The following is a 13,423-nucleotide window of genomic DNA, read 5'->3' on the forward strand; positions in this document are numbered from 1 at the left end:
AACTGGTACAGTACAATGTTTTAAAACCCGAACAAACTACCACTGAATTGTACGACCTTTCAACAGATATTGGCGAGGAACACAATGTGGCAGATAAACATCCTGAGATTGTAAAAGAACTTCTGGAACAGATGAAATCTGCACGAACTGAATCGGAAGTGTTTACTTTTCAGTCTCCAACGATTATCAAGTAAATTACTAAATGGAACAGTTAACGCCGGCTTTTTATAATTTTCAGATAAAAAATCAACTAAACATAAAAATGAGACCGCAAAAATCGCTATTCTGGTTGTTCTTGATTCCCCTGTTTTTATCGGCTTGTAAAAAACAGGCGGAGATAGTTCCCTCGCCTCAAAAAATCGATTTCGACTGGCAATTTCATTTAGGCGATGTTAAAAATGGCGAATTGCCGGAAACTAAAACTGAAAACTGGCGGGTACTGGATCTTCCTCATGATTGGAGTATTGAAGGAGAATATAGTCAGGAAAATGGAAGTGATTGGCAGTCGGGCTTCCTCCCGGCCGGAATTGGCTGGTACCGGAAAACGTTGTTCTGGTCGCCCGAATGGGAAAAGAAACAGGTGAAAATTTATTTTGAAGGCATTTACATGAACAGCGATGTTTGGATTAATGGTCACCATCTTGGTCACCGGCCCAATGGTTATGTAAGTTTTGAATATGATTTGACTAATTATCTGAAAAAAGGGGAAAATATTATTGCCGTAAAAGTAGATCATTCCAAACCCTTGTCGGGACGTTGGTACACCGGTTCCGGAATTTACCGGCATGTTTGGCTAAAAATTAAGGATCCTGTTCATATCGCAAATTGGGGGGTGCGGGTTACGATGCCCGATGTCACCAGAGCCCAATCTGCTTATAATGCTTTTGTTAGCATCGTAAATGAAGGGAATAGTAAAAAAACAATGGAGCTTAAGTTAACATTGTTTGATAAAGAAGGAAATAAAGTTTCGGGCATAACAAGCGAATTTAAACCGGGAGAAAAAGGAGACAATATTATTGAACTGAGTGGAATTCTTAAAAATCCACATCTTTGGTCGCCGGAAAATCCTTATTTGTATAAATTAAAAACAGAAGTATACCAGGGAGGAAAGTTGAAGGATGAAAATATTCAAAAAGTAGGCTTCCGAAAATTGGAGTTTGATCCGAATTTGGGTTTTAAATTAAACGGGGAAGTCACAAAACTAAAAGGAGTCTGTGATCATCATACGGCAGGAGCAGTAGGAGCTGCAGTTCCCGACGATGTTTGGTTATACCGCTTAAAACTATTGAAAGAAATGGGATGTAACGCCATACGCACTTCTCATAACCCTTTTTCTCCCGCGTTTTATAACATTTGCGACAGCCTTGGACTGATGGTGATGAATGAATTTACGGATGGCTGGGAAACAGAAAAAGCAGCCTCTGATTACGGACTTTATTTTGAAGAGTGGTGGAAGACAGACGCTGCGGATTTTATTAAGCGCGACCGGAATCATCCTTCTGTAATTATGTGGAGCATCGGAAATGAGGTAAGGAAGCCTACCCGGGAAACCCAAAGACAACTGGTCGATTTTTTTCATCAGAGTGACCCAACACGACCGGTAACACAGGGAGGTATCGATCCAACCCGCAATATGAAAGGGGATAATCTACCCTCTCTTCTGGATGTAAAAGGGTTCAATGGTGATGGTGAGGAAAAAAATGTACTGGAAGATTTTCATTCCCGTGAGCCCGATATTCCGGTGGTTTGTACAGAAGTTCCACATACTTACCAAACCCGCGGAGTATACCGCACTACAACACAGTGGCGGCGGCGCGATTTCCCTGCGATGTGGGAAAAACAAAGCTGGGATGGAACGATGCGTGGACTGGAAAAGCGGATTTATCCTATCCCTAATTTGGCGAAGAAAGAAGTTTTTCCCGAAGAAAAATGTTTAACATGGTATAAAGATGGCAAAGCATTCCCGCTTCAAATTACCCATAAATATGAACCGCATTTATACTATCAATCTTCTTATGATAATGCTTCGGTTCGTAGTAGCGCAAGAAAAGCCTGGCAGCGTACCCGCGATCTTGATTTTGTAATGGGACAGTTTCGCTGGGGCAGTTTTGATTATCTGGGCGAAACAAACGACTGGCCAAGCCGATTTGCTAATTTTGGAGTAATCGATATTTGCGGATTTCCAAAAGACCACTTCTTTTTGTACCAAAGTATGTGGACAACCGAGCCTATGGTGCATATTCTACCGCACTGGACACATCCCGGAAAGGAGGAAACAAAAATTCCGGTAGTAGTATATACCAATTGCAATGAAGTGGAACTTTTTTTGAATGGAAAATCTCTCGGCATGCAGAAATATGAAGATGAACAACTGGTTTGGATGGTTCCATACACGCCGGGAACAATAAAGGCTGTTGCCAAACGAAATGGGAAAGTTGTTGCAGAAAAGAGACAAACAACTGCGGGCAAAGCAGCAGAAATTAAACTTTCGGCAGATAGAACAAAAATTCGCGCGAACCGGACAGATGTTGTTTTTATCAGCGCGGAAATAACAGATGAAAATAGCACTTTTTGCCCAATGGCTGATGACAATATCGAATTTGAAATTGACGGCCCGGGGCGGATTATTGGTATTGATAACGGAGATCCAATCGATCTTTCAAAATATAAAACGAACGAACGAAGGGCATTCCGGGGAAAAGTGATGTTGATGATACAATCAACAGATAAATCCGGTGTTTTAAAAATAAAGGCACATTCAGGAACAAAAAAATCGGAAACGTTAGCGATAGACGTCCTCTAGCTAAAAAAACAAAGTAGAAATGGATGGTTACGATAAAAATGACTTTGATGAATAACAATCAATAAAATTGCAATTATGAGAAATGCTTTTTTTACTATAATTTTTATGAGCTTTCTGTTTTGTATTCATTCAGAAGCGCAGGTAGAAAGGCCTAATATTCTTTGGATATCGCATGAAGATTTAAGTCCCATTTATGGGTGTTATGGCGATAAATACGCCACTACGCCAAATATTGATAAACTGGCAAAATCGGGGATTATTTTTTTCCGTGCTTTTTCCAATGCGCCGATTTGCGCCCCTGCCCGGACAACATTAATTACGGGAATGTATGCACCTTCTTTGGGAACTCAGAATTTACGTTCAGATATCCCTGTTCCTGAAGACATGAAAATATTGCCGGAAGTTCTTAGGGGCGCCGGTTACTACACTTCAAACAACGTAAAAACAGATTACAACTTCAGTTTTGAAGGGCGGTGGGACGATTGCAGCAAAACAGCCCATTGGCGAAACAGGCCGGAAGGAAAACCGTTTTTCAGCGTTTTTAATTTTATGATTACTCATGAAGGGCCGATTAATGCTTTGCGTAGCGAGGATACTGGGCAATTGAAAAAACATCACGATCCGGACAAAGCAAAGTTGCCTCCTTATCTTCCTGACAGTCCGAAAATGAGAAAAATATGGGCACACATGTATGATTTGCTTTCTGTTTTTGACAACGATGTTGCTCATCTGTTGGAACAGTTAGAAGAAGACGGATTGCTGGAAAACACCATAATTTTTGTTTTTTCTGATCACGGACATGGTCTTCCGGGGCACAAGCGCTGGCTGGACAATTCGGGCCTGCAGGTACCTTTTGTCCTTCATGTGCCGGAAAAATACAAGTACTTGGTTTCTAATATCAATACGCCAAAAACAGATCAGATAGTAGGCTTTGTAGATTTTGCACCAACGGTAATCTCTCTTGCCGGAGCACAAGTGCCGGAGATGATGGAAGGTAAAAATTTTCTGGGAGAGAAAAGTCAATCAAAAAAATATACGTATGGCTACCGCGACAGGGCGGATGATTGTTATGACATGTCTCGTTCTGTCTGTGATGGCCGGTATATTTATGTCAGGAACTTTATGCCGCAGATGCCTTATTTTCAAAATGCAATTATTTTTCATAAAGCGGGGAGTTATGAAGAAATACACCGGCTTGAGAAATTGGGGCAGTTGCCTGAAGGCACCCAAAAGATGCTCCGGCGGAAACCCGCGGAACAATTGTTTGATCTTAAAAATGATCCTTTTGAACAAAATAACCTGATTGACAAAAGTAATTTACAGGATGTAGTTGCCAATTTAAGTGAAAAGCTGAACAGCTGGATGCTAAAACATCATGATACCGGTTTGTTTAACGAAGGTGAAATGATGCAAAGAGCAAAAAATTCTCATACCAGCGTTTTTGAAATGGCACGGGATTGCTCGGATCAGGATTTTGCAAGGATTCTGGAAGCGGCTCAAAAAGTTGGTAAAATAGAAGATGTTAAAGAATTGATCCCTTATCTGAAAGATGAAGACAGTGCCGTCCGCTACTGGGCAGTAGTTGCACTTGATGCTTTCGACGGGGACATTTCCGCGGTAGATGACATCCTTACTTCTTTGCTTGATGATAAGGCTGAAAGTGTGGCGATAAAAGCAGCCGAATTAAAAATTAAAAGACAGAATGACGAAAAAGCGTTGGATACCCTGGCAAAAATGTTAAAGCTCGATTTTGAACCGATGGTTTTGCAGGCAGCCATCAGTACGAGGTTGATTGGAGACAAGGCGGCTCCTTTAATCTCCGAAATTCAAAATGAAATTATGCCCCGTTACTCCGGGAATGTTTGGGGGAGATACCAAAACTGGTTATACCCTATGTTTATTGGTATGGCCCTCGATCAAACTCAAATAAATTGTGGTTATAAAGTTGAAATAAATAAATGACCTCAAGAATATTGAAAATAATTTTTTGAAAACGAACACTTTCAAATCCAATTAAATTTGATACTAAAGAGCTTGTTTTTTTATAAGCAGGCTCTTTTTGATGTTTTATATTGATTTACAAATCTTTTTTCTGTTATTCAATGAGGGGAGGGGATAGGATAAGGCTTTTTTGTCGGTCTGCAGGGATTCGAACCCTGGACCCGCTGATTAAGAGTCAGCTGCTCTGCCAACTGAGCTACAGACCGATTAGTGAAGCAAAATTACAATATTCTTTTTGAGAAAGACATTTTTCGCTATAATTTTAGTACAACCGGTTTACTCAGTTCGCTTTCGTTATTTAAACGGTCGAGTAATGAAATACGAATTTCGTATTTTTTCTTTTTCCGGTTAAGGCGTTCAAATTGATATTCGTCTCCCTTCAAAATTGAAATAAAAGAGTTAGGATCATCTATATCCAGGTTTGTTCCTTTTTCATTGATATAAATCAGAATTCTTGTAGGAGTATTCATTTCGTCTTTGGTATCACAAACTTCCCATTTTATTTTTTTGCCTCTTTTTTTGATTTTTACAACCGGTTGTGGGGGAATACTGTCGAGCCACGGCATGGGTGGTACAAGCGCCGTAGTTTTGTATAAGTGGTTTTTTAAGCTGTCTTGGAATCCCATTAAATCGCGCAAGAAATGCTTGCTGCTGTAAAATGCAGAACCTCCAATTCCCCGGATTTTTCTAAGTGTTTGTATTTGTTTTGGCAGTTCGTCGGCCATAGTCCACTCTTTTATTGTTGATGCCGGGTCGCTTTTATAAACACCATGGCCAATGTACATCGCCCGCCTGTATGCATGGTTTTTCCACCAGTTGGCAAGCAATTCAAAATCCACCAATGGGTGACCAATTTGCCAGTATACCTGTGGCAGGCAATAGTCGATCCACCCTTTTTCCTGCCATTTTATAATGTTGGCATACAAATGGTCGTAATTGGTTGCTCCTGCTTTGGTGTCTGAACCAAGCGGATCATCTGCTTTGTTGCGCCATACGCCAAAAGGACTGATCCCAAATTTCACCCACGGTTTAACAGCTTTAATGGTGTCGTTGAGCATTTCTATAATAATGTCTACGTTTTCGCGTCGCCAGTCGGCCTTATTTTTCAGAAAGAAACCACGACTGTATATTTTAAATGAAGTAGTATCTGGAAATTCTTCTGCAAGCGGGTAAGGATAAAAATAGTCATCAAAGTGAATGGCATCCACATCGTAGCGTAAAACAATGTCTTTTACAACCGAAGTTACAAACTCGCGTGTTTGTGGTAACCCGGGATCAAAATAGAGTTTATTGCCGTATTCTAAAATCCATTCCGGATGTTCAAATGCAATGTGGTTTCCTGCCAACGGTTCATCTGCTTTTTGTGCAACCCGGTATGGATTTAACCAGGCGTGGAGTTCCATTCCTCGTTTATGGCATTCGTCGATCCAGAATTTTAAAGGATCATAAAAAGGCTCGGGTGCTTGCCCGGGTATTCCTGAAAGGTAACGCGACCAGGGTTCCAGGGTTGAAAGATAAAATGCATCTGCTGCCGGGCGGACTTGCAGTATTATGGCGTTCATTCCTAAATCCTGATGCAGGTTTAAAATATCGGTAATTTCCTTTTTTTGCTGCTCTGTTGAAAGTCCTGGTTTTGAAGGCCAGTCAATATTATTTACTGTGGCAACCCAAACAGCCCGGAATTCAAATTTGGGTGAGTAAACCTGGGTCTCGGTGGGATAAACCAGAAAGAAAGTGACAAGAAACAGTAAATATCGCATTTTGGTAAATTCAATTTTTTAATTTAGCAAATGTATACATTACCCAAATAGCAAAAAATCATTTTACTGATTTCTTAAAATGAAAAGTCTGACACGTTAATTTTTCTAATTTTGAAGTATGATTTTAATTGCAGACAGCGGATCTACTAAAACGAAATGGTGTTTTATTTCTGATAAAAATAAAACAGAATTTTTGTTAACCAACGGTATAAATCCTTATTTCCGGACGACGGAGGACATTGTAAAAGAATTAAAACAGGAACTTTTACCTAACCTCTCCGGGCGGGTAAGAAGCATCCACTTTTACGGAGCAGGAATTGTAAACCCGGAGGTCGCTAAAGTCGTTGAAGATGCATTGAAAGTATTGTTCCCCGGAGCAACAATTGAAACCAACAGCGATTTGTTTGCAGCTGCACGGGCTACACTTCAAAATAAGAAAGGGTTTGCCTGTATTTTAGGAACAGGTTCAAACTCGTGTTTATACGACGGAGAAAAAATCGTTGAGCACGTTCCTCCTCTTGGATTTATATTAGGAGATGAAGGCGGAGGAGTTGTTTTGGGCAGGAAGATTCTGTCCGATTTTTTAAAAGGTTTGATGCCAGAGGTTTTGACGGAAAAATTTCGTCAGAGTTATCCTTTTCAATACGCAGATTATCTTCAAAAAGTGTATAAAGAAGAACGCCCCAATAGATTTTTGGCTTCGTTTGTTCCTTTCATCCATCAGAATATTCAGAATGGATACTGTAAAAAATTAGTGGAAAAGTCATTCGAAGAGTTTTTAATTCGGAATGTTTTTCAATATTCAGGCTTTCAGATACATCCCGTTTGTTTTATTGGTTCTGTTGCATTTTATTTTGAAGATATTCTGAGGGCTGTTTTGCTGAAGAATGAGCTTAATTCCGGAATTATTTTACAGGAGCCGATGGAAGGATTGATAAAATTTCACACAAAAAATTAAAGTAAAAATCAGATGGTAAATATAACTGAGTCGAGCTCAAATTACGATAATCTGGAGAAAATGTCGATCCGTGAGCTTCTGGAAGGAATTCATTCTGAAGACAAAAAAGTTTTACCGGCGGTAGGGAAAGTTATTCCGCAAATTGAGAAATTGGTTGCGGAAGTTGTTCCCCGTGTAAAAAAAGGCGGGCGCTTGTTTTATGTTGGTGCCGGAACCAGCGGGAGGTTAGGAATTTTGGATGCTTCAGAGATTCCTCCAACTTACGGCGTCGGTTATGGTTTGGTGGTTGGGTTGATTGCAGGGGGAGACCAGGCTATCAGGAAAGCTGTTGAGTCGGCGGAGGATGATGAGAATCTTTCCTGGAAGATATTAAAAGAGTATAAAATCAATGAATTGGATACTGTAGTTGGAATAGCAGCTTCGGGCAGAACTCCCTATGTAATTGGCGCCGTAAAAAAAGCTAAAGAAAACAAGATTTTAACTGCATGTATAACAAGTAACAAAGAGACGATTCTCGCTCAAAATGTAGACATACCGATTGAAGTTATTGTTGGCCCTGAGTTCGTTACCGGAAGTACCAGAATGAAATCAGGCACTGCGCAAAAGCTGGTTTTGAATATGATAACCACAGCGTTGATGATTCAACTGGGGAAAGTGAAAGGAAATAAAATGATTAACATGCAGTTAACAAACCGAAAACTGATTGAAAGAGGTACAAAAATGATTACGGATGAGCTCGGATATGCTGAATCAAAGGCGAAACGTTTGTTGCTTTTACATGGCTCGGTTCAAAAAGTACTTGATGAGTTTAAAGCAAAAGAGCTTTAAAGAAGTCTTTTAGTTTTGGTTATTCAAGTAAGAAAAAAATTGATATCTTTGTCAACTATACAGTAAGAATATTTCTGTATATTTATTTGAAATAAAGGAATAGTAACAATATTTAAGAAAAATCATCGGGCTTACCGTTCTGGTAAGTTTGTGGTTTATTAGGTTTAGTTGGTTTAGGTTAGTTCCCGTGTAGGGGACAAAAAAGGCTGTCAGGGGACAGCCTTTTCTTTTTTTAACAGCTGCATTCAGAAAGGAAACCCTTAACTTTGTAAAAAAAGAAGATGAAGACACTGATTAAAGATGCGACGATTATTAATGAAGGATTAAAGTTTAGGGGAAGTGTATTAATTGGTGAAGACAAGATAGAAAAGATTTTTTTGAAAGTACCTCCTGTAGATTTTGATTTTAGTGGTGTTGAAGTTATTGAAGCTAAAGGTTTGCTTCTTATCCCCGGCGTTATTGATGATCAGGTACATTTTCGTGAACCCGGACTAACCCACAAAGGCGAAATAGCTACAGAGAGCAGGGCTGCTGTGGCCGGTGGTGTTACAACATACATGGAAATGCCAAATACCAATCCGCAATCGGTTACACAGGAAGAGCTCCAAAAGAAATACGACAGGGCGGCCTTGGTTTCTCCGGCTAATTTTTCGTTTTACATGGGGGCAACCAACAATAATTTGGAGGAGGTATTAAAAACAGACCCTTCAACTGTTTGCGGAATAAAAGTTTTTATGGGTTCTTCCACCGGAAATATGCTGGTTGACGACGAAGAAACATTATCTGAAATTTTTAAAAATGCACCAACTTTGGTAGCAACACATTGCGAAGATGAAGCAACCATTCGTAAAAACAGCGAAATAGCACGTCAACGATATGGCGAGAATGTACCAATTTCACGTCATTGCCATATACGCAGCGACGAAGCTTGTTATATTTCTTCATCAAAAGCAGTAAGTTTAGCTTCAAAATTTAATACACGTTTGCATGTCTTACATCTGTCCTCAGCAAAGGAGATGGAGCTTTTCTCGCCAGGAAAAGTAACTGAAAAAAATATTACAGCGGAAGTTTGTGTGCATCATCTTTGGTTTGATGAGCGGGATTATATTACTCACGGCACAAGAATAAAGTGGAATCCATCTGTTAAGTGTGAGAGCGACAAGGAAGCACTTTGGGAGGCGTTGCTTGATGATAGATTGGATGTAATTGCCACCGACCATGCTCCTCATACATTTAGCGAAAAAAACAATACTTATTTTAAAGCACCATCCGGAGGCCCACTGGTTCAACATTCTTTGGTGGCCATGCTCGAAATGAGTAAAAAAGGGTTTATTCCAGTCGAAAAAGTAATTCAGAAAATGTGCCATTCCCCGGCTGATTTATTTAGGATAGATCGGCGCGGTTATATTCGCGAAGGCTATTTTGCTGATTTGGTTTTGGTGGATCCAAATAAATCGTGGGTGGTTTCTCCTGAAAATATCTTGTATAAGTGTGGTTGGTCTCCGTTTGAAGGGAGTGAATTTACTCATCAAGTAGTAAAAACTTTTGTTAATGGCATATTAACGTTTGAAAATGGACAAATTACAGATGATGTATTGGGGCGCAGAGTAGGCTTCATAAAACAATAACAATTTATTTAAAATTGTAAAATTCTTTTTATTGAAAGCATAGTTAATTTATATTTGCGCAAAATTTGAATTTTGGAAACTGCGCAGTTTCTTCCATATTTAAAGGGGCACAAAAATTTTATCGAACTTCAGAAAAAACTAATTGCCCCCCCCGGTGAAAAAATTTACCTGCAGGGATGCATTGGCTCTTTTAAGACGACTTTACTTGCCAGTCTTTTTCGACAAGTAAAAAAGAACTTTATCGTTTTTCTGAACGACAGGGAAGAAGCCGCTTATTTTTACGACGATTTAAATAATCTCGGTTGGGGCGAAAATACTCTCTTTTTTCCTGCTTCATTCAAGCGTTCCATTCAGTACGATTCAACCGAACAAGAAAATATTGTTCAGCGTACCGAAGTGCTGAACAAGTTATTGGATAAAGAGAATTCCTATTTTTTGGTTACTTATCCCGAGGCTGTTATCGAAACCGTAATTTCACAGGCAGGGCTTGAAACAAATACGTTGCAAGTAGCAACAGGTGATAAAATTTCAATTGAGTTTATCAACGAATTTTTATTTGAATACGGTTTTGAGCGTGTGGATTTTGTTTATGAACCCGGACAATTTTCAGTGCGAGGTAGTATTGTCGATATTTTTTCATTTTCACACGATGATCCGTATCGTATAGATTTTTTTGGCGATGAAATTGATTCCATTCGCAGCTTTAATATCGACAACCAGATTTCAAAAGATTCTTTTAAACGGATTACAATTGTTCCGAATATTCATAACTCAAATATCGAGGGACAAAGAATATCTCTGATTGAGTTTTTAAATGATGAAAATATTTTTGTCGGGAATAATTTGGAACAGTTTTTTGATTTCGTTACTGAAATTCACCGGCAAACAATATTGGCAAAGGCTGATGTTGAAAATATTCTGGAACAGGTTATTACCGGCGACGAGTTAAAGAAGCAACTGCAGCAGGAAACTGTTTTCGACTTTGGCAGCGACCTGTTTTTTGAACCCGATTCTGTTTTGGAATTTTCAAATTCGCGCCAACCTGTTTTTAATAAAAATTTCGATATGCTGGGAGAAAATCTGGTTGAATATCGGAAAAATGGTTATGAGATATTTATTCTTTCCGGAAATGAAAAACAAATTGAGCGCTTAACGGCTATTTTTCACGATACAGACATTAATGTCAAATTTACGCCGGTAAACTTTGTTTTACATGAAGGATTTGTGGATAACGACTTAAAAATTTGCTGTTATACAGATCATCAGATTTTTGAACGTTATCACCGTTTTAAGTTAAAAAACCGGAAAGCAGAGAGAGAGGCAATTTCTTTAAAAGAATTAAACAAACTTCATCCGGGTGATTATGTCGTTCATATCGATCACGGGATTGGAAAATTTGCCGGTTTGGTAAAAACTGAGGTAAACGGAAAAATACAGGAGGCAATTCGTCTGGTTTACAAAGACAATGATTCGTTGTTGGTAAGTATTCATTCGCTGCACCGGATTTCAAAATACAAGGGAAAAGAAGGAGCAGAACCAAAAATAAATAAGCTGGGCACCGGAGCGTGGCAAAAAATGAAAAACCGCACCAAAGCGAAGGTGAAAGATATTGCCAAGGAATTAATCGCGTTATATGCCCAGCGTAAAGCTGAAAAAGGATTTGCATTTTCAGACGACACATACTTACAAACCGAATTGGAGGCTTCATTTATTTATGAAGATACTCCCGACCAGGAAAAAGCTACAATTGCGGTAAAAGAAGACATGCAAAAAAGCATGCCGATGGATCGCCTGGTTTGTGGTGATGTAGGCTTTGGAAAAACCGAGGTGGCAATTCGTGCCGCATTTAAGGCTGTTGCCGATAGTAAACAAGTAGCAGTGCTTGTTCCCACTACAATTTTGGCATTACAACATTACAAAACTTTCTCTGAAAGGCTGGAGGATTTTCCTGCGAAAATTGAGTTTGTAAGCCGCTTGAAATCTACTTCTGAAATAAAAAGTACCTTAAAAGATTTAGCGGACGGGAAAATAGATGTTATAATAGGAACACACCGGCTCGTGAGCAAAGATGTGAAGTTTAAAGATTTGGGTTTGCTCATTATTGATGAAGAACAGAAATTTGGAGTCTCGGTAAAAGAAAAACTGAAACAGTTTAAAGTAAATGTTGATACACTTACGTTAACGGCAACTCCTATTCCGCGAACTCTCCAGTTTTCTTTGATGGGCGCCCGTGATTTGTCGATTATACAAACACCGCCACCAAATCGTTATCCTATTCATACCGAAGTTCATGGATTTAATGACCAGTTAATTCGTGAAGCAATTTCCTACGAAGTAGAGCGGAACGGGCAGGTATTTTTTATTCACAACCGGGTTCAGAATATCTATGAAGTTGAAGAAACGTTAAAACGAATAGTGCCGGGAATAAAAACAGGGGTGGGGCACGGACAAATGGATGGCCCGAAACTGGAAAAAGTAATGCTTGACTTTATAAACGGCAAGTTTGATGTTTTAATAGCAACTACGATTATTGAATCAGGACTTGATATCCCGAATGCTAATACCATTATTATAAACCAGGCGCAGAATTTTGGATTAAGCGACTTACACCAGTTGCGGGGCAGAGTAGGGCGCTCAAACAAAAAAGCATTTTGTTACCTGATAGCACCACCGCTTTCAACTATTAATGCCGAATCCCGTCGACGGTTACGTGCTCTGGAAGAATTTTCTGATTTGGGTAGCGGATTTAACATTGCCATGCAGGACCTGGATATCCGTGGTGCAGGAAATATGCTGGGGGCCGAACAGAGTGGTTTTATTGCAGATATTGGTTTTGAAACCTACCATCGTATTTTGAATGAAGCTATCCAGGAATTAAAACAGGAAGAGTTCAAAGGAGTTTTTGACGAAGAGGATTCAAAACAGACACAGGCATTTTTAAATGTGAAGTTTGTTAACGATTGCCAGATTGATACCGATCTCGAATTACTCTTCCCCGCAGATTATATCCCGGGAACTTCAGAACGAATGTTGCTGTACCGCGAGCTGGATAATATTGAAACCGAAGAACAATTAAAAGAGTTTGAAAATAATTTGATTGACAGGTTTGGAAAATTACCACAGGAAAGTTCTGAATTGTTGGGAGTTGTTAGTCTGAGATGGAAAGCGATAGATTTAGGAATGGAAAAAATTATCCTAAAAAATAAAAAAATGATCTGTCATTTTGTTTCCGACCAGCAATCCGCATTTTACCGGTCCGATGCATTTATTCAAATTGTTCAGTTTATTCAAAAAAGAAAACTGGATGGGAAAATGAAAGAAAGTGACCAGAAATTAAAGCTTACATTTTCGAACGTTCCGAATATTGAAACAGCAGCTTTTTACCTTCAGAGAATTATTGATGAAATTAAACGTTAAATAAAAAGTACGCTGTACGCAACCCTTT

At 39.3% G+C, this 13,423-nt stretch carries 7 protein-coding genes, 1 tRNA gene and 1 pseudogene; 7 read left to right on the top strand and 2 right to left on the bottom strand.

Features of this window, described 5'->3' with window-relative positions; genetic code table 11:
* From K5G00_RS22970 to K5G00_RS22980, 3 genes and pseudogenes are all read left to right on the top strand, one after another.
* Positions 1-194: pseudogene (locus K5G00_RS22970) on the top strand (hypothetical protein); the annotation flags it as partial.
* 68 nt (positions 195-262) lie between these two features.
* Complete coding sequence (locus K5G00_RS22975) at positions 263-2,803, top strand: sugar-binding domain-containing protein (RefSeq protein WP_238768812.1); 2,541 nt, start codon at positions 263-265, stop codon at positions 2,801-2,803.
* Between the two features lie 75 nt (positions 2,804-2,878).
* A complete protein-coding gene (locus tag K5G00_RS22980; protein WP_238768813.1) occupies positions 2,879-4,765 on the top strand; it encodes a sulfatase-like hydrolase/transferase in 1,887 nt (628 codons plus the stop codon).
* A 172-nt stretch (positions 4,766-4,937) separates the two neighbouring features.
* Here K5G00_RS22980 and K5G00_RS22985 read toward each other — a convergent pair.
* Together K5G00_RS22985 and K5G00_RS22990 are read right to left on the bottom strand one after the other, a co-directional pair.
* Positions 4,938-5,010, bottom strand: a tRNA-Lys gene (locus tag K5G00_RS22985).
* Between the two features lie 48 nt (positions 5,011-5,058).
* A complete protein-coding gene (locus K5G00_RS22990) occupies positions 5,059-6,564 on the bottom strand; it encodes a glycoside hydrolase family 10 protein (protein WP_238768814.1) in 1,506 nt (501 codons plus the stop codon).
* Between the two features lie 118 nt (positions 6,565-6,682).
* Between K5G00_RS22990 and K5G00_RS22995 the strand changes: the two genes are divergently transcribed.
* The 4 genes from K5G00_RS22995 (at position 6,683) to mfd (ending at position 13,395) form a co-directional block, all read left to right on the top strand.
* On the top strand, positions 6,683-7,522 hold the full coding sequence (locus K5G00_RS22995; protein WP_238768815.1) for an ATPase: 840 nt from the start codon (positions 6,683-6,685) through the stop codon (positions 7,520-7,522).
* Between the two features lie 12 nt (positions 7,523-7,534).
* The gene (locus K5G00_RS23000; protein WP_238768816.1) at positions 7,535-8,350 is read left to right on the top strand and encodes an N-acetylmuramic acid 6-phosphate etherase; all 816 of its coding nucleotides are present in this window, start codon (positions 7,535-7,537) and stop codon (positions 8,348-8,350) included.
* Positions 8,351-8,631: 281 nt separating this feature from the next.
* The gene (locus tag K5G00_RS23005; RefSeq protein ID WP_238768817.1) at positions 8,632-9,978 is read left to right on the top strand and encodes a dihydroorotase; all 1,347 of its coding nucleotides are present in this window, start codon (positions 8,632-8,634) and stop codon (positions 9,976-9,978) included.
* Between the two features lie 72 nt (positions 9,979-10,050).
* On the top strand, positions 10,051-13,395 hold the full coding sequence (gene mfd, locus K5G00_RS23010) for a transcription-repair coupling factor (protein ID WP_238768818.1): 3,345 nt from the start codon (positions 10,051-10,053) through the stop codon (positions 13,393-13,395).
* Positions 13,396-13,423 lie beyond the last annotated feature (28 nt).

Origin of the sequence: Maribellus maritimus, from assembly GCF_022267315.1 — a bacterium.
In the GTDB taxonomy this organism is placed as follows: Bacteria; Bacteroidota; Bacteroidia; order Bacteroidales; family Prolixibacteraceae; genus Draconibacterium; species Draconibacterium maritimum.

What these genes read in the sequence shown, in the direction of transcription:
- K5G00_RS23005 (WP_238768817.1), top strand. Translation starts at nt 8,632, where the DNA reads ATGAAGACACTGATTAAAGATGCGACGATTATTAATGAAGGATTAAAG.
- K5G00_RS23000 (WP_238768816.1), top strand. Translation starts at nt 7,535, where the DNA reads ATGGTAAATATAACTGAGTCGAGCTCAAATTACGATAATCTGGAGAAA.
- K5G00_RS22980 (WP_238768813.1), top strand. Translation starts at nt 2,879, where the DNA reads ATGAGAAATGCTTTTTTTACTATAATTTTTATGAGCTTTCTGTTTTGT.
- K5G00_RS22995 (WP_238768815.1), top strand. Translation starts at nt 6,683, where the DNA reads ATGATTTTAATTGCAGACAGCGGATCTACTAAAACGAAATGGTGTTTT.
- K5G00_RS22975 (WP_238768812.1), top strand. Translation starts at nt 263, where the DNA reads ATGAGACCGCAAAAATCGCTATTCTGGTTGTTCTTGATTCCCCTGTTT.
- K5G00_RS22990 (WP_238768814.1), bottom strand. Translation starts at nt 6,564, where the DNA reads ATGCGATATTTACTGTTTCTTGTCACTTTCTTTCTGGTTTATCCCACC.